Annotated in this window: 3 protein-coding genes; all 3 read right to left on the bottom strand. The window is 74.0% G+C overall.

Annotated elements, in window-relative coordinates; translation table 11 throughout:
• Positions 1 to 66: 66 nt before the first annotated feature.
• The 3 genes from AB0L45_RS16850 to AB0L45_RS16860 are packed head-to-tail and all read right to left on the bottom strand — an operon-like array spanning position 67 to position 22,717.
• Complete coding sequence (locus AB0L45_RS16850) at positions 67 to 20,448, bottom strand: SDR family NAD(P)-dependent oxidoreductase (protein ID WP_365840476.1); 20,382 nt, start codon at positions 20,446 to 20,448, stop codon at positions 67 to 69.
• The gene (gene asnB, locus AB0L45_RS16855; protein ID WP_365840478.1) at positions 20,445 to 22,439 is read right to left on the bottom strand and encodes an asparagine synthase (glutamine-hydrolyzing); all 1,995 of its coding nucleotides are present in this window, start codon (positions 22,437 to 22,439) and stop codon (positions 20,445 to 20,447) included. The genes AB0L45_RS16850 and asnB overlap by 4 nt, the downstream gene beginning before the upstream one ends.
• Positions 22,427 to 22,717 carry an acyl carrier protein gene (locus AB0L45_RS16860; protein WP_365840480.1) on the bottom strand — a complete coding sequence of 97 codons (291 nt, stop codon included), beginning with the start codon at positions 22,715 to 22,717 and terminating at the stop codon, positions 22,427 to 22,429. Before AB0L45_RS16860 ends, asnB begins: the two co-directional genes overlap by 13 nt.
• Positions 22,718 to 22,720 lie beyond the last annotated feature (3 nt).

Raw genomic sequence — 22,720 nt, forward strand, 5'->3', positions numbered from 1 at the left:
CTGCGTCGTGCGGGTGCCGGGGGCGGCCCTGCGCGTGGCAGGGCCGCCCCGGCGTGCTTTGCGGTGTCATCGCCGGTACTCGGTCAGCCACCGGTGGACGGCGAGCGCGGTCGTCTCCGCGTGCTCGTCGAGCATCGAGAAGTGGTCGCCCGCCACCTCCACGCGGGCGTGCTCCAGCTGCCAGGCGGGACGGCGGCCGTCTCCGAGGAGCTGGTCCACGGGGGTGTGCGCCGCCACGAAGAGGGCCGGTGTGCTCACCGGTGCCGGCTGCCAGCCGTCCAGCAACTCCGCGTACCAGGCCATCGCGGTGAGCTGGTCGTCGTCCAGCGGCAGTTGGGGGAACCGGTCGAGCAGCAGACGGGAGATCCCGGCCATCCGGTGGCACAGGGTCTCGCCGGTCAGGTCCGCTCCGCCGGTCGAGCCGGGCGAGTCGAGCAGCACCAGCGCGGCCGGCGGGGCGCCCGCCGCCTCCAGGCGCCGTACGACCTCGTGGGCCGGCCAGGCGCCGGAGGAGTACGCCGCGAGGGCGAACGGCCGTCCCGCGAACCGCCGGAGCAGCGCGTCGGCCTGCGCCGTTGCCGCCGCGTCCAGGGTCTGCGGCAGCGCGTCGCCGGTCCCGTAACCGGGCTGCTCGACGGTCCACACCTCGCGCCGTCCGCGGAGCGCGGCGGCGAACTTCACGTACTGGTACGGGCCCGTGGGCGCGATGAGGGACGGCAGGCAGACCAGCGCGGGCTGCTCCGCGCCGTCCGCCAGCCGCAGGATCTCCGGCTCGTGGCCGGCAGCGGCGGCGAACCGCGGCCGGAGCCGGGCCGCCATGGTCAGCAGTTCACTGCCCTGCTTCAGGTTGTCGTCGCGCGACGCCGCCCGGAAGAGGGCGCTGACGGAGTGCGCGGCGAGCGCGGGCTCGGGAGCGGGCGCGGGCTCAGGAGCCGGCGCGGGCGCCGCAGCGGGCGCCGGTTCCGGCCGGAGCCGGGCGACCAGCGCGTCCACCCGGTCCGCCGAGGCGGTGCGGAAGTGGGCGCACAGCTGGTCCACGGACTCCGCGTCGAACAGCAGCGTGGAGGAGACCTCTCCCAGGTCCTCGCGCAGCGCGTTGGTCAGCTGAAGGACGAGGATCGAGTCCATGCCGTACGTGCTGAGGGGCTGCGCGGCGTCGATCCGCTCCGCGGGCACCCCGAGGGTCTCGGCGGCCTTGTCGCGGAGGTAGGCGGTCAGTGTCTCGGTGCGGTCGGCTTCGGTGAGGGTGGAGGCGGGGGTGGAAGTGGGGGCCGGTGCGGCGGGGGTCGGTGCCGGTGCCGGTGCCGCCAAGCGTTCCGGCTCCGTACGCACCGCTTCCGTACGCACCGATTCCGTACGCACCGGCTCGGGCGCGGTCACGGGCCCGTCCACCGTACGGACCGGCTCCGCCACCGACGCCACCGGCGTCACCGGTGTCACGGGTGCCGCGGGTGCCGCGGGTGCCGCGGGTGCCGCGGGTGCCGCGGGTGCCGCGGGTGTCACCGGCCGGCGCTCGGCACCCTCGACCCGCTGCCGGGCGATCCCGTCGCTCTCCGCGGCGATGATCTGCTGCCCCAGCTCCCGGGCCTGCGGCAGGACGAAGACGACCTCCGGGAAGCCCTCACTGTGCAGCACGTCGCGCCAGCTCTCGGGCGAGAGCGCGGGCGAGCCGGGGATGCGCAGCGGCGCGTCCTCGAACAGCCACCAGCCTTCCAGCAGTCCGAACGTCAGGTGGCTGAAGATGTCGAACGCCACCAGTTCGTTCAGCAGGAGCCAGCCGCCGTCGCGCAGGGCGGCCTTGGCGTTGCGCAGGGTGTTGCGGGTGTCGCGGGTGGCGTGCAGCACGTTGGCGGCGATGACCAGGTCGTAGCTGCCGGCCTCGATGCCCTGCCCGGCGAGGGGCTGTTCGGCGTCGAAGCGGGTGGTGGACAGGTACGGCGCGTCGGCCCCGTACGAGGCCCGGGCGTGGTTCAGGAACGCCTTGGACAGGTCGGTGTAGGTGTACGTCTCGATGCGGTCCCGGTACGGGCGCAGCGCGGCGAACAGGCCCACGCTCGTACCGCCGGTGCCGGCGCCGATCTCCAGGATGCGCAGGCGCGCGTCCGGGTCCTGGCGCAGCCGCCGGCCGACGATGCCGACGGCGGCGCCGGCCAGTGCGCGGTTGTACGTGTCGGCCACCCGGTTGTCGCGGTAGCAGCCCTCGACCAGTTCGACGGAGCCGCGCGGGAAGAGGATGTCGGTGGGCCGGGTGCGGCCGGTCAGGATGTCGGGCAGGGCCCGCAGGGTGGCGTCGGCCAGCTCCAGTTCGGCCTTCTTGTCGGGGTCGGCCGACCAGGTGGCGCGGCGGTCGTCCCACTCGCGGAAGAGCGTGTCGAGCGGCGGCACGGGGCCGGGCAGGACGCGCAGGGCGTGTTCGAGCCAGGTCGTGTAGCGGTCGAGGAGACCGGCCTGCCGGCCGATCCGGCGGGCGTCGTCGCGGGTCACCTCGCCGGGGGCCGGGGTGTCCGGGCCGACGGCGCCGAGGGCTTCGAGGTGGCCGCGGAGCATCCGGGTGAGCAGCGGGTCGCGTTCGGTGCGCCGCCAGTCGGCGACCGCGCGCAGGTTCGCTGCGTCACCCGTCAGGTCGTCCGCCGCGTCGACCGTGACACGGGCCGTCGTGGACCGTGCGTACACCGTGGCGCGGGTGCCGGGGTCGACGGCCTCCAGGGCGTCGAGCCGGGTCAGCTTGGTGAAGCTGATCTGCGGCTGCGGGCCGCCGAGGAGCGTGCCGAGCGCGGCCATGGCCTCCGGCGGCTCGATCGAGGCGAAGCCCCAGCCGGTCATCCGCCGCCGGTGGTAGTCCGACGACGCGCTGCCCAGGCTCCCCCACCAGCCCCAGTTCATCACCTTGACCGGGCAGGTCCAGTGCCGGGACAGCTGGTGGGCGAAGGCATCGGCGAAGGTGCAGCCGGCCGCGTAGTTGCCCTGTCCCGCGGCGGTGGTGAAGGACTGGACCGAGGAGAAGAAGACCGCGAAGTCCAGCGCTTCGCCGTCGAACACCTCGGCCATGGCGGCGCTCACGCCGACCTTGGCGGCCAGGCTGGTGCGCAGGGCGGTCTCGTCCATCTTGGCGAAGCTCTGGTCGCGCAGCACGAGGGCCGCCTGCACGACGCCGTGGATGTGCGGGTGGCGGGCCTTGATCTCGGCGTGGGCGCGGCGCAGGGCCGCGGGGTCGGCGGCGTCGGCGGCGATGTACCGCACGTCGCCGCGGCCGTGGACGGCGCGCAGTTTGGCGTCCACCGACGCGTCGTGCGGGCTGCGTCCGATCCAGATGACGTGGGCGCCGTACCGTTCGACCAGGTGCTGGGTCCACGCGGTGCCGACGCCGCCGGCGCCGCCGATCACGACGTACACGCCGCCTTCGCGGTACGGGGTGTCCGTCGCGGGTCCGGCGTCGCACGGGGCCCAGCGCCGGACGAGCCACTGGCCCGCGCGCCGCGCCCAGCTGTCACCCCCGGAGTGGGCCGGGAGCGCCGCGATGCCGGCGAGCCAGGCATCCGTCTCCTGCTCCTGCGGGGTGTCGGCGGGTCCGTCGAGGTCGACGCGCCGGACCGTCCAGTTGGTGTACTCGCGGCCCAGTGAGCCGAACAGGCCGTGCAGGCCCGCGTGGGCCGGGCGGATGTCCTCGCCCGCGTGGGTGGCCAGGCTGCGCCGGGTGACGAGGGTGATGCCGAGCGGGCGGGCGTCGTGGTCCGTACGGATCAGGGCCTTGATCATGCGGAAGGCGGCGACGACGCCTTCCTCCTGCGCGGCCACGACGGCGGCCGCGTCGGTGGGTTCGGGTGCGGTGCCGGGCGCCAGCCACAGGAGGTGGTCGACGGGGCCGGCGGCCGCGAGGAACGAGGTGACCTCGTCGAGCGGCGCGTCCGGTGCCAGGGGCCAGGCCGTGGCGCGCGGGTGCCGGACGGCGACCGCGGCGCGCTGGGCGGCCGTACCGCCGACGACCAGGACGCGGTCGGTGCGGGCCGGTACGGCCGGCTCCGCGCCGCCGTCCGTCACCGTGCCCGGCAGCGGTTCCCACACGGGCGCGAACAGGGACGGTACCGGCTCCTTCACCCGGCGCGAGGTGTAGCCGGTCATGCGGACGCACACCGCTCCGTCGGTGTCGAGGAGGTCGATGTCGAGCTTGCTGAGGGCGCTCGCGGCACCGTCGTCGGCGACGCGGACGACGGCCCACATGGAGTCCGTGCAGGGCGCGAACAGCTCCAGCTGCTCCAGCGCGAACGGCACCACCGTCTCGCGGGTCGCCTCTCCCCCGGCCAGTTGCAGGGCGATCGACGCCTGGACGGCCGAGTCGAGCAGCGCCGGGTGCAGGACGTACGGGGTGGCGGGCCGGTCAGCGGCGGCGGGCAGGCGCAGTTCGGCCAGGACCGTGCCGTCGCCGGCGTACGCCGCGTGGACCGCGCGCAGCGACGGCCCGTGGGTGATGCCCATCGCCACCAGCGCCGCCCCGATGCGCTCGGCGGACACCGGCGTCGGGCAGAGCGCGCGGAGCGCCGCGAGGTCGGTACGGGCCGGGCGCTGCGTGGTGCGGCGGCTGACGCGTCCCTCGGAGCAGACGGCGGGGCCGGCGGTCCCGGAGGTGACGCGGAAGGAGACGGTGTCCCCGTCCACCGGGGTGACGAGCACGTCGGCCCCGGTGGGCGTGCCGTCGGCGACGAGCGGCTGGACCCAGGTGATGTCCCGCATCCGCAGCGGCGTCGTGGCGTCGGCGCCGAGTGCCTGCCGGGCCGTCTCGCGGGCCATCTCCAGGTGCGCGACGCCCGGCAGCACCCGCCGGCCGCCCACCAGGTGGTCGCGGAGGAACGTCTCCTCACCGGTCAGGACCGTGCTCGCGCGCACCGCGCCGGGCTTGTCGGGTACGGGCGACGGCGCGCCGATCATCGGGTGCCCAGGGGCGGCGGAACCGGCGGCCGGCTGAGCCGCAAGCGGTACCGGTGCGGTCCGGGGCGCCGCCGCCCGGCTGGGCGGGGTGTCCGTCGCCCAGTGGCTCTCCCTGGCGAACGGGTACGTCGGCAGGGGTACGCGCAGGTAGGCGCCGGGCGCGAACAGCGCCGCGTAATCGAGCGCGAGGCCGCGTACGTAGCACTCGGCGAGGGTCTTCAGGCCGGCGAGGGACACCGTGTCCGTACGGCCCGACGCGTCCGACGCGCCCTCCGCGCAGGCGCGCAGGCTCGCCGCGCCCCGCTCGGTCAGCGCCGCCACGTCGTCACCGGAGGTACCGGCAGTACCGGCCGTGCCGGGACCGCCCGTGACCGCCCCCGGCCCGTCGAGTCCCCCGTCCAGAATCCGCAGCAGCTCGTCCCGGTCCCGTACGACGCAGGCGAAACGGTGCGCGAAGTGCTCCCGGCCGACGACGAGCGTGTGGGCCAGGTCGCCGCAGTCCGGTGCCGGCTCGCGGCGGAGGTGCGCCGCCAGCCGTGTCAGCTGCTCGGCCAGTTGCCCGCGCGAGTGCGCGGACAGCACGACCAGGTGGCCGGGCACCTGCGGGCGGGGCCGGGACCGCGGTACCGGCGGTGCCTCCTCGATGACGACGTGGGCGTTGGTGCCGCTGGCCCCGAAGGAGCTGACGGCGCCGCAGCGCGGCACGCCGGGCAGCGCCTGCCACGCGTGCGTACGGGTGCTGAGGTAGAAGGGGCTGCCGTCGAGCGGGACCGCCTCGTTCGCCTTCTCGAAGTGCAGCGAGGCGGGGATCTGCCGGTGCTTCAGCGCGAGCAGGATCTTCAGTACGCCGGCCACGCCCGCCGCGAACTGGGTGTGCCCGAGGTTGGTCTTGAGCGAACCCAGCGCGCAGTACCCGGTCTTGTCGGTGCTCGCACGGAACGCGCGGGTCAGCGCGCCGAACTCGATGGGGTCACCGAGTTTGGTGCCGGTGCCGTGCGCCTCGACGAGCGTGATGTGCCCGGCGTCGATGCCGAAACCGTCGTACACCTCGCGCAGCAGGCTCTCCTGCGAGACGGAGCTGGGGGCGGTGATGCCGTTGGTCGCGCCGTCGTGGTTGGTGCCGCAGCCGCGGATCACGCCGTGCACGTGGTCGCCGTCGGCGAGCGCGTCGTCGAGCCGCTTGAGGACCAGGACGCCGACGCCCTCCCCCGGTACGAAGCCGTCCGCGCGGTGGTCGAAGGTGTGGCAGCGCCCGGTCGGCGAGAGCATGTTGGCGCGCCCGGCCAGTTCGTACAGACGTGGCGTGGACTGGACGAAGACGCCTCCGGCCAGGGCCAGTTCCGTCTCGCCCGACCAGAGGTCCTTGCACGCGAGGTCGAGCGCGACCAGCGAGCTGGAGCACGACGTGTCGACCGCGACGGCCGGGCCCTTGAGGTTGAGGAAGTACGAGACGCGGCTGGGGATGAAGGAGGCGGTGTTGCCCCAGAACGCCTGGGCGGGGGCGTCGGGGCCGATCAGTTCGGCGTAATCGCCGTTCCAGCAGCCGGTGTAGACGCCGCAACGGCGTTCGCTCAGCTGCCGGCCCGCGTACCCGGCGTCCTCCAGGGCCTTCCACGACTCTTCCAGCAGGAGCCGTTGCTGCGGGTCCATGGTGGCGGCCTCGACGCCCGAGATGTTGAAGAACAGGGGGTCGAACGCGTCGATACGGTCGAGGAAGCCGCCCCGGGTGCAGCGGCGCGCCGCGTCGGCGGGGTCGGGGCCGCTCAGGTCCCAGCGGGTGGCCTCGGTGACGAGTTCGTCGCCGGCGACGAGGTGGTCCCAGAGTTCGTCGAGCGTGTCGGAGCCGGCGAAGCGTCCGCTGATGCCGATGATGGCGATGGGCGGCCGGGCGCCGTCGGGCGCGGGAGCAGGAACGACGGCAGGGGCGCTGGTGGGCGCGGTCGTGGGGGCGCTGGTGGGCGCGGCCACGGGTACGGCCGGTTCCGGTGTGCCGGTGAAGGTGATCGCGTCGCGGTGGGCCGTCAGCAGGTGGGCGGTGAGGCGGTCGGCCGAGCTGTGGTCGTAGATGACGCTCGTGGACAGGTCCAGGGCGAGCGCCTCGTTGAGTTCGTGGACGAGGCGGACGCCGAGGATGGAGTCGACGCCGTAGTCCGCGAAGGCGAGCGCGCCGTCGATCTCGTCCTCCCCCATGGCGAGGGCCAGCGCCAGCTTCTCCCGCACCACGCGGGCGACCCGCGCGTCCAGCGGCTCGGCGGCCGGCGGCGCGGACGCGGGCACCGGCCGCTCCACGGCGGGCAGGTCCGCCGCGGGCGCCTCGTGCACCGGGTCGAGGTCCGCGATCCAGTAACGGTCCTGTGTGAACGGGTACGTCGGCAGCGCGACCCTCCGTGGGGCGTCCGGGCCGTGCAGCACGCGCCAGTCGAGCGGTACCCCGTCGGCCCAGAGCGCGGCGAGTCGGTCCAGCTTGCCGGCCCGTATCCAGCGTTCGATCAGCAGTTCCTGGAGGTCGTCGTCGGCGGCGAGTTCCGCGAAGGCGCCCTGGACGCGTCCGGCGGTGCCCCGGTGGACGCCCGGTGCCGTCTCCGCGCCGTCGAGGTACGCGAGCAGGGCGCCGCGCAGGTCCCGTACCGTGCCCGCGACCACCGCGAGGCGTTCGGTCATGGCCTCGCGCCCGGTCTGGAGGGTGAAGGCGAGGTCGGCCGGGTCGGTGTCCGCGCCGGCGCCGCCGAGGTGGGCCGCCAGGCGCTCGGCGGAGCGCCGCAGGTGACCGGGGGTCCGGGCGGACAGCACGAAGAGCTGGTCGCGGCCGGCCCGCGTGGCCCGCGCGGGCCCGGCACCGTACCGCTCGCCGAACTCCTCGATGATGACGTGCGCGTTCGAGCCGCCCGCGCCGAACGAGGAGACCGCCGCGATCCGCGGGCCCCCGGCCGTCTCCCACGGTGTCAGCTCGCGCTGCACGAAGAACGGCGTCCGCTCGAAGGCGATGTTCGGGTTGGGCTCCTCGGCGTGCAGGCTCGGCACGAGCTGCCGGTGCTGGAGCTGGAGCACGGCCTTGGTGAGCCCGGCGATGCCCGCCGCGGCCTCCAGGTGCCCGATCGCCGACTTCACCGAGCCGATCGCGCAGAACTGCCGGTCCGCCGTGTCCTGTTCGAAGGCGCTGGTCAGGCCCTTGATCTCGACCGGGTCGCCGAGTTCGGTACCGGTGCCGTGCGCCTCGACGTAGCTCACGTCGCGCGCCGGGACGCCCGCGCGCGCCATCGCGTCGCGCAGCAGTTCCGCCTGGGCCCGCGGGTTCGGCACCGTGTAGCCGTTGGACCGCCCGCCGTGGTTGATGCTCGTGCCCCGGACGACCGCGCGGATGTGGTCACCGTCGGCGAGGGCGCGCGAGAGCGGTTTGAGCAGGACGCAGCCGACGCCCTCCCCCGGTACGAAGCCGTCGCCGCCGCTGCCGAAGCTGCGGCAGCGGGCGTCCGTGGACAGCATGGTGGAGCGGCACAGTTCGATGTAGTCCAGCGGGTGGAGGTACAGGTTCACCCCGCCCGCGACGGCCATCTCGCAGTCGCCCCGGTACAGGTGCTCGCACGCCTCGTGGACCGCGGTGAGCGACGCCGAGCACATGGTGTCGAGGGTCAGGCTCGGCCCGCACAGGTCCAGCACGTACGACGTACGGGCACTGAGCGAGGCGAAGGACAGCGCGGGGACGACGGTCTCCCCGGACGGCAGGCGGCCCGCGCCGTGCCGCCCGTGGCCGGTCTTGGTGACACCGGCGAACACCCCGACGCGCCTGCCGTGCCGGCGCGCGATCTCCTCGCGGGAGTACCCGGCGTCCTCGAAGACCTGCCACGCCGCCTGGAGGAACAGCCGCTCCTGCGGGTCCATGGCGTAGGCGTCACGCGGCGCGATCCGGAAGTGCAGCGGGTCGAAGGCGGCGAAGTCGTCCAGGAAGCCGCCCCACTTGCTGTAGCTGCGGCCGGTCGCGACCGCCCGCTCGCGGTCCGGCTCGAAGAAGCCGTCCAGCGGCCAGCGGTCGGCCGGTATCTCCCCGACGCAGTCCCGGCCGGCCTTCAGGTTCTCCCAGAACTCGGCGAGGTCGGCGGCGTGCGGGTAGCGGCCGCTGATGCCGATGATCGCGATGGGTTCGCGGTCCGCGGGCACGGGGGCACCGGACCCGGGGGCCGCGGACGGCACGGGCGTACGGTCCGTCCGCGCGCCGGCGGACGGCTGCGGCGTACGGTCCGCCTGCACGCCGTCGGACGGCCCGGACGCACGGTCCGTCCGCGCGCCGCCGGCCGGCTCCGGGGCCGTGGCCGCCGGTTCTCCGCCGGTCCAGGCGCGGGCCGCGTCCGGGTGGCCGGCCGCCAGGTGTCCGGCGATCGCGCGCAGGGTCGGGAACTCGTAGAAGAGCGTCGTCGGTACGTCCCCGAACACGGCGGCCAGCTCCTTGTTCAACTGGATGATCAGGATCGAGTCGAGGCCCATCGCGCCCAGTTCCCCGTCGGGATCGACGGACCGCGCGGGGAGTTTGGTGACGCGGGCGAAGAGCGCGACCAGCAGGCGCAGGGTCTCGCGGGCCAGGCGCCCGTCCGCCGGCGCCGACCGGTCCGGTGTTCCGGCCCGTACCGGCGCCGCGGTGGCGGTGCGGCCCGAAGCCGCCGGTACCCGCGCCGCGTCGCCGTGGTACACCCACACCTGCTCCGCGCCCAGCCGCCAGGCGCGGGTGAGGGCCGCGAGCCCGTCGGCCGTCTCCATGGGCGCCAGGCCACGGCTGCGCCACAGGTGGGCGAGGGTGCCTTCGCCGACGGTCATCCCGCCGTCCTTCCACAACGGCCAGGCGACCGAGACCGTGCGGCCGGCCCGCTCCCCCTCCGCGACCCGCGCGTTGCGCAGCGCGGCGAACGCGTCGAGGAAGGCGTTGGCGGTGGCGTAGTCCGCCTGGCCGGGGTTGCCGGTGACCGCGGCACCCGAGGAGAAGGTGAGGAAGAAGTCGAGCGGGTCGTGCCGGGTGGCCCGGTCGAGGTGGACCAGCCCGTCGGTCTTCGGCGCGAGCACCTCCTCGAAGTCCTCGGCCGTCTTGTTCACCAGCGAGGCGTCGCGCAGGACACCGGCGGCGTGCACGACTCCGGAGAGTTCACCGACGCCGTCCCGCACTCGGGCGAGCAGGTGGCGTACCTCCTCCCAGCGTGAGACGTCCGCGCACTCGTAGCGGGCGAGGGCGCCGGCGGCGCGCAGTTCCCCCAGGAGCGCTTCGATACGGGCGTCCTGCGGCGACCTGCCGGCCAGGACCAGCACCGGGTGCTCGACGTCCCGTGCGATGCGGCGGGCCACGGCCGCGCCGATACCGCCCGCGCCGCCGGTGATCAGGTACCCGCCGCCCGCACGCCACGGTGTGTCCGCCGCGTCCGCCGGGGGCGCTGCCGGGTGCCAGGTGCGTACGGAGCGCTCGTCACCCTCGTAGCGGACCAGTTCGGCGTCCGTGTCGCGGGCGTTGTCGACGACGGCGGCGGCCACCGCCTCGCCCGTACGGGGGCCGCTCAAGGCGATCAGCTGGCCCGCCGTACGGCTGTGTTCGAGCGATGCCGTGCGGAGCAGCCCGGCCAGGGCCAGGTTGACCGCCTCGTCACCGTCCGCCGGTGTCACCACCTGGACGAGGGTGCGGCCGGCGGGCGCGTCGGCGACGAGGCCGCGCACGGTCTCGAAGACCTCCCGCGACACGTCACGGAAGCGGCTGTCCAAGCGCTGTTTGGCCGACTCGACGGTGACGCAGCGCACACCCGGTACGCGGTGCTCGACCGCACCGCGCGCGGCGGCGAGTGCTCCGCACAGGATGACGACACGGTGGTCGAAGTCGCTGCCTGCACTGGAGTTCGCCGGTACGGGCCGGGACGTCCATCGCGGCGTCAGCAGCGTCGTACCGATCACGGGGCCGCTCTCCGGCACGTCCTCCGGTACGTCCTCGGGGCGCGTGCCCGGGATCCAGTAGCGCTGCCGGGCGAACGGGTACGTGGGCAGGTGGGCCCGCTTCGGTACGCGCGGCCCGTACAGCGCGCGCCAGTCGGCGTCCGCGCCTTCCAGCCAGCGCGCCAGGACCTGGCTGCGTGCCGCTTCTCCCTCCGGCTGCGCACCGTCCGCGACGAACGCGCGCAGCTTGGCGATCAGTTCGTCACGCGTACGGACCACCCAGCCGGCCCGCTCGGCCATCGCCTGGCGTCCCGCCTGGAGAGTCCAGGCGACCGAGCGCAGAGGGGCCGGCTCGGGGCCTTCGAGGTACGCGAGCAGGTTCGCCGCCGCCTCGGTCAGCTGGGGGCGCGTCCGTGCCGAGAGCGGCACGAGGACGTCCGTGGTTGCTGTGGTGTCCACTGTCTCGCTGGCCTCCGGGGCCTCGGTTCCGGCATCGTCCTGCACGTATTCCTCCACCACGACATGGCAGTTGGCGCCGCCGAAGCCGAAGCTGCTGACGCCCGCGCGCCGGGGCGCGGCCCGGCCGTCCGCCGCGCGCGGACGCGGCCACGGCTCGTTCTCGCGCACGACGCGGAACGGCCCGCCGTCGAGTTCGATGTACGGATTGATCTCGCGGCAGTGCAGCGTCGCCGGGAGGACGCCGTGCCGCATCGCGAGGACGACCTTCAGGAGGCCCGCGATCCCGGCGGCCGCCTCCAGGTGCCCGATGTTCGTCTTGACCGACCCGAGCCCGCAGTCCGCCCGGGAGGTGGCGCCCAGCCGGCGGAACGCGGTGCGCAGGGCCCGTACTTCGACGGGGTCGCCCAGCGCGGTGCCGGTGCCGTGCGCCTCGATGTAGCCGATCGTGTCCGGGTCGGTGCCGCGCAGCGCCGTGGTGACCAGTTCGGCCTGGGCGTCGGCGTTCGGGGCGGTCAGCGAGTTGGCCCGGCCGCCGTGGTTCTCCGCGCTGTTGCGCAGCACCGCGAGGATCGCGTCGCCGTCGCGTTCGGCCGCGGCCAGGGGCTTGAGCACCACGGCGCCGACGCCTTCGCCGCGTACGTACCCGTCCGCGTCACGCGCGAAGGTCTTGCAGCGGCCGTCCGGGCTCAGCATTCCGGCGCGGTGCGCGCTGACGAAGGTGTCCACGCTGAGCAGCAGGTTGACCCCGCCGGCCACGGCCGCGTCGCACGCGCCCGACCGGATGGCCTCGACGGCCCGGTGGACGGCGACCAGCGAGCTGGAGCAGGCGGTGTCGACCGGTTCGCTCGGCCCGCGCAGGTCGAGGACGTACGAGATGCGGTTGGCGAGCATCGAGTGCGCGTTGCCCGTGGAGGTGAACGCGTCCGGCTCCACCCCGTACGTGGTGAGCAGCGTCGCGTAGTCGGTGCCCGAGACGCCGAGGAACAGGCCGGTGTTCTTCGGGAGGCCGGCGGGCGTGTAGGCGCTGTCCTCCAGGGCGCTCCAGACGGTTTCCAGGGCGAGGCGGTGCTGCGGGTCCATCAGCTCCGCCTCGCGCGGGTAGACACGGAAGAACTCCGCGTCGAAGGCGTCCACGTCGTCCAGGACGCCGGCGTGCCGGGGGAAGTCGGCGGCCTCGGCGATGCGCCGGTACGTCGCGTCGTAGCGGTCGAGGGGGAAGGCGGTCACCGAGTCCCGGCCCGCGACGAGGTTGGCCCAGTACGTGTCGAGATCGGGTGCGCCGGGGAAGCGGCCGGCGGCGCCGATGACGGCGATGGGCTGTGACGGGTCGGCGGGGGACGCGGGTTCGGGGATCGGCGCCGGCTCGGGGGCCGGCGCGGGTCCGGAGCCCGGCGCGGGGCGTGCGGGAACCGTGGGTTCGGCCGAAGCCGTCGGCCCGGGGATGGCGGTGGACGCCGCGGCCCGTTCCCGCGACCGCTCGTACGCGGCCCGTACGGGCTCCCCGGACTCCGCGACGAGGTGCCGGGCCAGCGTGTCGAAGGTGTTCACGTCGAAGAAGGCCGCCGGGGTCACCTCGGCACCGAGCCGCTCCTCGATGAGGCGCGAGAAGGTGACGAAGGAGATCGAGTCGAAGCCGAAGGCGTCGAAGCCGGTGTGCGCGTCCAGTTCCGCGGGCTCGTACTTGAGGATGCCGGACGCCAGGGACCGCAGCTCGCCGACGACGAACGCGGTCAGGTCGTCGCCGGGAGCCCCGGACGGCTCCTGCGGAGCGCTCCGGCGCTCGCGCGGCGCGTGCCACGCTCCCGAAGGCGCTTCCTGTACGCCGGACTCGTCGCACGTGAGGCCCGTGCACTCCACGAGCACCCGGCCGGTACGGTCCAGCAGCCGGACGGCGCCCTCGAAGGGCCGGTCACCGGCGGTCCCGCCGTCCGGCGCGAGGACGACGTGCGCCACCTCGCCGTCGCCCGCCGCGCCGTGCACGCGTACCTCCGCGATCCGGTACGGCCGGGTCTCCCGCCAGTGCGGCAGGCCGCGGTGTTTCGCGTCGAGCCGGAGGCCCTGGGTGACGGCCGCGAGGACGTGCGGGGCGACGGTGACGTTGCGCCGTACGGTGTCGCGCCGCAGCCCCGGCACGGTGACGTCCAGGAGCAGCCGCCCGTCCCGCAGCCAGTACGCGCCGGCCACCCCGGAGAGCAGCGCCGGGTGGACCAGCCCGCCTTCGGCGAGCTCCGCCCGGATCTCTTCCGCACCGAGCGCCCGGACGGCGCCGTCGCGCAGCTCGGCGGCGGACGTGCGCCACTCGGGGCGCCGCGCGGGCAGGTCCGCCTGGTGCGCGTCGTCCGTCTCGTGCGCGTCGTACGCCTCGAAGGCGGCGACGAGTGTGCGGGCGCCCGCCGCGTCCTGCGCGAACACCGCACCGGTCGCCGCGCCCTCGCCCGCGGGCTCGATGAGCGTGGTGACGAGCCGCTCGGTGGTGTCCCACGCGACCGGCGCGGGCAGCCGCAGGCCGCGTACCAGGGGGTCGGCCGCGAAGCCGGAGACCTTGGCGGCGGCGAGCGCCAGGTCGACGGCGAAGGTGGGGACGATGCGGGGTTCCTTGTCCCGCTCGTAGCCGTAGTCGCTCAGGTCGTCCAGGTGCACGTCGAGGCCGTACCGCAGTCCGTCGAGACCGGACTCGTTGCGGCCGAGGAACGGGTGGAGCTTGTCGCGCAGGGCGAGCGGCGCGAGCACGGACGGCGCGCCGTCCTCCTGCGGCACCCAGCACCGCACCCGCTCGAACGGGTAGGCCGGCAGCGGGACGCGCCGCAGCCGGCGCGATCCGGTGAGCCGGGTCCAGTCGGCGCTGCGGCCGCCGGTCCAGGCGGTCGCCAGTTCCCGGGCGTCCGCGGCCCGCGGGTCGTCGGTGGCCAGCGCGGCGTCCTGGTCGCGGTCCCCCGCGAGCCGGCGGTCCAGGGCCGCCAGAGCGCTCCGCACGTCCTTGGCGAAGAACGCCCAGCGGCGCGGCAGTTCGTTCTTGCCGACGCGCAGGGTGTGGGCGATCGACGGCAGGTCGGCCGGGTCGGCCTGCTCCAGGTAGGTACGGAAGCGGGCGAGGGCCGACTCCAGCGCGCTGTCGGTCATCGCGGAGAAGACCAGGAGTTCGTCGCGGCCGTCGGTGGTGGCGTACGGGCGCGCGGCGGCGTCCGGGACGTACTCCTCGATGATGATGTGCGAGTTCATGCCGCCCGCGCCGATGGAGGTCAGGCCGGCGCGCCGCGGATGGACGACGGTGCGCCCGTCCTCCTGGGTGACCGCCGGCTCCCAGGGGGTGAGTTCCCGTTGTACGCGGAAGGGCGTGCCGGAGAAGTCGATGTCCGGGTTGAGTTCCGCGCTGTGCAGCGAGGGGACGAGGGTGCGCTTGGTCAGCTGGAGGAGCACCTTGGCGAAGCCGACCATGCCGGCCGCGTGCAGCAGGTGCCCCATGTTGGACTTGACCGAGCCCAGGGCGCAGAACCCGGAGTCCTCCGTGTGCTTGCGGAAGGCGGTGGTCAGCGCCTTGACCTCGATGGGGTCGCCGAGCGACGTGCCCGAGCCGTGCCCCTCGACGTAGCTGACCGTGCGGGCGTCGATCCCCGCGTCCTGGACCGCCTTCTCGACGGCGCGGGCCTGGGCGTGCGGGCTGGGGACGGTGAAGCCGTTGCGGGCGCCCGCGTTGGACAGGGCGGTGCCCTTGATGACGCCGTACACGTGGTCGCCGTCGCGTTCCGCCTCGGTGAGCGGTTTGAGGACGACGGCGCCGACGCCCTCGCCGAGGATCGTGCCGTCCGCGCCGAGTCCGAAGCTGCGGATCACGTCGGAGGTGGCGGTGGTGAAGTGCTCGTGCGAGGAGGTGACGAGGTTGTACGGGTGCAGCAGCAGGTTGACGCCGCCGGCCACCGCCATCCGGCACTCGCCGGCCCGCAGCATCTGCACGGCCTGGTGCACGCACGTGGACGAGCCGGAGCACATCGTGTCGAGGAAGATCGACGGGCCGGTGAACCCGTAGAAGTACGACAGCATGTTGGGCAGCGTCCCGGTGTAGCTGCCGCTGGCCGGGGAGCCGCGCAGCAGGCTGTTCTGGAAGCCGTGCAGCCCGTAGTGGTTGCTCATGGCGCCGGCCAGCACGGCCACGTCGCCGTCGTACTGCCGCTGGAGCGTCTCGCGCGAGTAGCCCGCGTCCTCCAGGGCCTCGACGCCGGTCTGGAGGAAGAGGCGGACCTCCGGGGACATCAGTTCCGCGTCGCGCTTGGAGATGCGGAAGTAGCGCGGGTCGAACAGGTCGATGCCGCGCAGGAACGTTCCGGTGCGGATGGCGCTCTTGCCGGGGACGCTGCGGTCGGGGCTGTAGATCGCGTCGTGGTCCCAGCGGTCGCGCGGCACCTCCTCGAAGGTGTGGCGCCCTTCTTCGAGGAGCGTCCACAGCTCGTCGAGGGTGTCCGCGCCGGGGTAGGTGCCCGAGATGCCGATGACGGCGATGTCGTGGCGGTCCTCGCGCGCGGGAACGGCGGGTACGGCGGGGCGGGCGGAGCCGGTACGGGACGGTGCGGGACGCGCGAACCGGGCGCGCGGGGCGGCCGGCTCGCCGGTCCGCGGCGCCCGCGGGGCCTCCGCCGCCTGGGGACCGGCCGTCTCCGGGCCCGTCTCCCGCTCCTCCGGCGCGTCCTCCGCGCCCAGTACGGCCAGGAGCTTGTCGCGGTGCGTCCCGGTGAAGTACCCGGCGACCCCTTCGATCGTGAGGTACTCGAAGAAGACGGTCTTCGGCAGCTGCCCGAAGAGCGCTTCGAGGCGCGCGGTCATCTCCAGGATGCTGAGCGAGTCGATCCCGTACTCGACGAGGTTGACCGCCGGATCCATCGCGGCCGGGTCGTGGTGCAGCACCTCGCCCAGGTGGTGCTGGAGCAGGCCGACCGTACGCTCCAGGAGTTCGGCGTCGCCCAGTTCCGGGGCGGTCCTGGCGGCACCGGACGTACCAGACGTACCGGACGCGACCGGTGCCGGTCCGGCGGCAGGCAGGCGGCGCTCCAAGGCGACGGTGGCGTCGGTCCCGAAGGCGACGACCACGTGGGCGGGCGCGTCGTCGTCCAGGGCGCGTCCCAGGACACGCAGGCCGTCCTCGGTCGGCAGCGGCTCCCAGCCGCGTTCCGCCCGCATCGTCGCCCGTGTCACGGCGCCGGCCGTCATGCCGCCGTCGGCCCACAGGGGCCAGCTCACGGCGGCGGTACGGCCCGAGCGCTCGCCGGCGCCGGCGAGGGCCTGCCGGTGCTGCGCGAAGGCGTCCAGGAAGGCGTTGGCCGCGGCGTAGTCGGCCTGTCCGGAGTTGCCGTACACACCCGCCACGGAGGAGAAGACGACGAAGAAGTCGAGCGCGAGGCCGCGGGTCGCGGCGTCGAGGTGCAGCACTCCGCGTACCTTGGGCGCCGTCACCAGGGGGAGGTCGGCGGTGTCCTTGTGCAGCAGGTACGCGTCGCGCAGGACGCCCGCCGCGTGCACGACGCCGTCGAGCCGTCCGTGCTCGCCGGTGATGGCGGAGACGGCGCGCTCCACCTCGTCCTTGCGGGTGACGTCGGCGGCCACGTAGTGCGCGTCGACGCCGGCTTCACGGAGCGCGGCGAGGGCGGTGTCGCCCGCTTCCGACGGCTCGGCCCGGCCGCTCAGGACGACGGTGACGCCGGGGCACCGCGCGAAGTAGCGCGCCAGGTGCTGCCCGAGCCCGCCGAGGCCGCCCGTCACCCAGTACACGCCGCCTTCCTTGAGCGGCGGCACGCTCGGCCCGTCGGCGAGCGCGACGTCCACGGGCCGCCACTCCTGGCGGGTGCCGTCCTCGGTACGCCGCAGTTCGCAGGCGTCGTACGGATCGGCGCCCTCCTCGGCGAGGAGTCCGGCGATCCGCTCGGGCGTCGCGGTGTCGAGCCCGGCGACGCGCACCAGGCGGCCGCCGACGAGCGGGTTCTCCAGGGCCGCGGTCCTGAACAGGCCGGTGAGCGGCGCGTGGAAGTGCCGAGGCACCCGGTCGTCGACGAGGACGACGAAGCGGTGGGCCCAGTCGGGCCGGGCGCCGAGCACGTCCCGGATCCGCTCGACCAGGAGGCCGAGCACGGCGTCCACGCCGTCGGCGACCTGGCCGGCGGTGACGGGCGGCAGCGCGGTCACGTCGTGGCCGGCGGCGGTCGCGGCCGCGGCGGCGTGGCGGGCGGCCCGTCCGGCGAGGAAGCCGTGCACCGTCGGGGCGCCGGGCCCGTCCGCGACAGACGACGCGTCGGCGGCAGGGACCGCTTCCGGGGCAGGCGGCGCGTCCACCCAGCGGCTGGTGCCCGTGACGACGCGCGGCGCGGCCTCCTCGGCGGCCGGGGTTCCGGTCGTCACCGGTGCGTCGCCGGCCGGCGCCGTGCGCTGCACGAGCCCCCGTAGACGGGCGGCGACGACGCCCTCGGCGTCGCAGAGGTCGATGTCGAACGTGTCGGCCCCGCCGCTGTCACCGCTGCGCCGTACCCAGGCCCAGGTCACTTCGGCGCACGGGCGGTGGATGTCCACCTGGTCCAGCGTGAACGGCATCGCCGGTCCGTCGGCCGGGCCGGACGCGGTGTGCGCCATCAGGACCAGCGTGGCCTGGAGGGCCGCGTCCAGCACGCTGGGCGGCAGGACGTGCTCCGCGCTCTCACCGGCGGCCCGCGGCTGTTCGATGCGGGCGAGCAGTTCCGTGCCGCCCAGCCGGAGTCCGGCCATGCCGCGCATACCGGGGCCGTACTGGAGGCCCTGGTCGCGCAGGGCGGCGTACGCGTCGGCGGGCTCGTACGGGGTGGGGCAGGCCGCGCGCAGCGCGTCGAGGTCGAGGGCCGGCGGCTCCTCGGGAGCGTCCGCCTCGGCGGTGCCCCAGCAGTGCACCACGGCCGACGGGTCGAGGGCCGACGGGCCCGTGTAGACCGTGAGCGAGACGGCACCGCCGCCGTCCGTGCCGTCCTCCCCGGGGAAGAGGCCCACGTGCACCTCGGCGGGGGCGTCGTCCACGACCAGCGGGCGCAGCCACGCGATGTCGCGCAGCCGGACGGGCCGGTGCTGCCCCGTACCGTGCCCCACGGCCGCCGCCACCGCCGCGCGGACCATCTCCACGTACGCGGCGGCGGGCAGGACGCGGGCGCCGCGCACCTGGTGGGACGCGAGGAAGGGCTCCTGGCCGGTGAAGGCGGAGGTGTAGCGCTGCTCGAAGAGGCTGGAGGTGTTGCGGTGCAGGAGCGGGTGCAGCGCCCCGTCCGCGGCCGTCCGGGTGTCCGGCGCGGGGTCCTCCGTGGGGGCGCGGAACCAGTGGCGTTCGCGGGCGAACGGGTAGACGGGGAGCCGTACCCGGCGCGGGCGGGCGTCCTCGTCCAGTGCAGCGTACCGCGCCGCCCAGTCCTCGTCGGTGCCGTCCTCGGCCCAGCGCGTCGCGGCCTCCAGGAGTCCGGCCGCGTCGTCGGCCGCCGTGCCGGCGCCGGTGTGCACGGCGGAGCCGGCGAGCGTGCCGTCCAGGAACGCGTCGAGGGACGCGGCCAGTTCCGCGCGGTCGCTCACCAGGAACGCGACACGGGCGGCCATCGGTTCACGGCCGGTCTGCAGGGTGTACGCGATGTCCGCGAGCCGCTGCGCGGGGCGCAGCGCGGCGGTGGGGCCGTCGTCGGCCGCCGGTGCGCGCAGATGGTCGCGGAGGGCGCGGGCGACGGCGCGCAGCCGGTCCGGGGTCTTGGCGGAGAGGGGTACGAGGTGGGGGCCGCCGGGCTCTTCGGCGGGCTCGTCACCGGAGGCGGGCCGGCCCTCCTCGTCGTCGGACACGGGGAGGTACTCCTCCAGCACGACGTGCGCGTTGGTGCCGCCGAAGCCGAAGGAGCTGACGCCCGCGCGGCGCGGGGCCGGGCCGCCGTCGGGTCCTGGCGGCGGCGCGTCCCAGGGCTCGGTGTCGCGCACGACGCGGAACGGGCTGCCGTCGAGCTTGATCAGCTTGTTCTGCCGGGTGAAGTTGACCGTCGCGGGCAGCGTCCGGCAGGCGAGGGCCCCGATCACCTTGATCATCCCGGCGACGCCCGCGGCGCCTTCCAGGTGCCCGATGTTGGTCTTGACCGACCCGATGCCGCAGCTCCCGGGCCGCGCCTCGGTGCCGTACGCGGTGTGCAGGCTGCGGAACGCCCGCTTGAGCGCCATCACCTCGATCGGGTCGCCGACCGGGGTGCCCGGCCCGTGCGCCTCGATGTACGTCACCGAGTCGGGGCGGATGCCGGCGCTCTTGTAGAGCCCTTCGACGAGGTCCGCCTGCGCGGCCGGGTTGGTGACCGTCAGGGAGCTGGTGCGGCCGCCGTGGTTGGTGGCGATGCCCTTGATCACGGCGTGCACCTGGTCGCCGTCCGCCAGCGCCCGCGCCAGGGGCTTCAGTACGAGCACGGCGCCGCCCTCGCCCCGTACGTACCCGTCGGCGTCCTGGTCGAAGGCGCGGGAGCGGCCGGTGCGCGAGAGCATGCTCGCCTGGCTGAAGGCGACGAAGTGCTTCGGCGACCAGATCAGGTTGACGCCGCCGGCCAGGGCGAGACCGCACTCGCCGTTGCGCAGCGCGGAGACCGCCTCGTAGACCGAGACCAGCGAGCTGGAGCACGCGGTGTCGTTGGTGATGCTCGGGCCCTGGAAGTCGAAGAAGTACGAGACGCGGTTGGCGATGACGGAATACGCGGTGCCGGTGGGGAAGTACACGTCGGTGGGCGCCTTCTCGCGCTCCATGAGTTCCGCGTAGTCCGCGTGGCAGACGCCCATGAAGACGCCCGTTCTGGTACCCGCGAAGGCGCTCGCCCGGTACCCGGCGTCCTCGATCGCCTGCCAGGCGAGTTCCAGCGCGAACCGCTGCTGCGGGTCCATGCTCTCGGCTTCCCGCGGCGAGATGCCGAAGAACGCCGCGTCGAAGCGGTCGGCGTGCTCGATGAAACCGCCCCAGACGCTGCTCGTCCGCTCGGTGCCGCTCTTCGGCTCGCCGAAATAGCGTTCCTTGTCCCAGCGTTCGGGCGGTACCTCGGAAATCAGTGACCGGCCCGCGACGAGGTGGCCGAACAGTTCCCGGAGGTTCTCCGAACCGGGAAAGCGCAGGGCGAGGCCGATGACCGCCACGTCGTCCGGGTGCGGGTGCTGCGGATCGCTCATCGCATTCCTCCGGCGCTCAGCCGCGCCCGGCGGTGGTCCACGGTCGTGCGTAACGTCAGTCCGGCGTCGGATGGGGTGCCCATGTGCCTTTCCCGGTTCAGGACGAACTGCTGGTGGAGGACGGCGGTCGAGAGCAGGTAGACGAACGCCTGGTCCTCTTTGGTGCTGATCTGCTCGTCAGGGGTGGTCATGATCTTGTTCACGAGTTTTCCGGCGAAGACCGGATCGACGCAGTCGAGCTTGCGCAGCTCCGCGTCGGAGAGCAGCAGATCGAGGTATTCGGGCCGCTGCTTCTTGAACACGGCGGCGCCCGGCGCCCGGTAGGGCTGTTTGGGCCGGGTCAGGCTCGATTCCGGCAGTTCTCCGTGGAACGCCTTCTTGAGGATCGCCTTCTCCTCGAATCCGTCGTCGAAGCGCAGGTTCACCGAGGCCGCCGCGCGGACGACCGCGGGGTCGAGGAACGGGCAGCGGTTCTCGACGCTGTGGGCCAGGCTCATACGTTCGCCCTGCGTCGACAGCAGGTAGCCGGCCAGCAGGGTCTTGTATTCGAGCCACTGCGCCTTCTGCACCGGCGACAGTCCCGCGTATCCGGGGTCGGCGCGCACCATGGCGATGAGGGCCGCGAACGGTTCCTCGCGGTCCTTGAGGAGCCGTACGGCGAACCGGCCGTTCTGGTAACGGAGTTCGTGGGAGAACAGGCCCGGCAGGCTTTCGGTGGCGAACTGGCGGAACAGGCCGGTGAGGTGTTTGCGGTGCGCGGGACCGAAATGGCTCAGCTCCGGATGGAGCCCCGCGATCCTGCGCTGCCTCTCGTCCTCGTCCAGGTCGTCCCAGGAAGCGCGCAGCAGCGTCTCGCGGAAGAGCGAATAACCGAGGAACGCCTCGTCGGCCCCCTCGCCGCTGAGGACGGTCTTGATCCCGGCGTCCCGCACGTGGCGCGACAGCAGGTACATCGGCACGAAAGCGGTACGGAACGCCGGGACCTCGGCGTGGTACACCGCCGACTCGAAGTTCTCGGCGATGTCCGCGCCGGTGACGGAGATCGCCGAGTGCCGCGTCCCGAGGTGGTCGGCCACCACCCGCTGGCTGTCCGACTCGTCGAACGACGCCTCCTCGAACTGCACGGAGAAGGTGCGTACCTGGTGGGGCGAGAGGTCGGTGGCCAGCTTGGTGACGATGGAGGAATCGAGGCCGCCGCTGAGGTAGACGCCGACCTCGACGTCGCTGCGCAGGCGCAGCTCGACGCTGGTGCGCAGGGTCTCCCGCACATGGGCGGCCGCCTCGGCCGCGGAGCCGGTGAAGGCCGGCGCGTCGACCCGCAGCTCCTCGTACGTACGCAGGCTGCGGCGGCCGTCCCCGCGGACGGTCAGCACGCCGCCGACCGGCAGCTGGCGGATGCCCCGGAACGGGGTGCGGTCGGGCAGCGGGGTCCACAGCGCGTAGACCGAGGCCAGCTCGCGCGGGTCGAACGCGAAGCCGAAGCCCGGGAACGCGCGGAACGCCTTCATCTCCGACGCGAAGAGGAACGCGTCACCGTGGTCGGCGTGGAACAGCGGGCGCTTGCCGTACCGGTCGCGGGCGAGGACGAGGTCCCCGGAGAGCGCGTCGCGGATCGCGAGGGCGAAGGCGCCGTTGAAGCGCGGCAGGCAGGCCTCGCCCCACTGGATCCACGCCTGGAGCACGACCTCGGTGTCGGAGTCGGTGCGGAACGGCCTGCCGAGCCGGCGCAGTTCCTCGCGCAGCTCGATGTGGTTGTACAGTTCACCGTTGAAGCAGATCCAGTACCGCTCGGTGGGGTCGGCCATGGGCTGCGCGCCGGTGGCGAGCCCGACGATCGACAGGCGCACCGCTCCCATGGTGACGCCGTCGTCGAGGTAGTACCCGGCCTCGTCCGGGCCCCGGTGCCGGATGTGCGTCAGCATCGAGGTGATGACCCCCGGGGCCTCGGCGGCCGGCAGCGTGGGGGCGATGAATCCGGCTAGTCCGCACACGGTACGCCCTCCCGTCCGGCGCCGGTCCGGGCGCGCTTTTCGGCCATGCCCGCGACGAAGGCGTCGAGGTCCGCGAGCGAGACGAAGACCTCGGCGAGCAGCTCGTCGTCGGAGATCTCCAGCGCGAACTCGTCCTCGATGAAGCTCATGAGCTGGATGTAGCCGAACGAGTCGATGACCCCCGCCTTGAAGAGGTCCGTCCCGGCCGTCACCTCACCGCCGAACTCGACGAGAAAGCGCTCTTCGATGAACTGCTGGATCTTCTGTGTTCTGTCCATGAC

The sequence above is a fragment of the Streptomyces sp. NPDC052496 genome (genome assembly GCF_040679095.1).
Classification (GTDB): domain Bacteria; phylum Actinomycetota; class Actinomycetes; order Streptomycetales; family Streptomycetaceae; genus Streptomyces.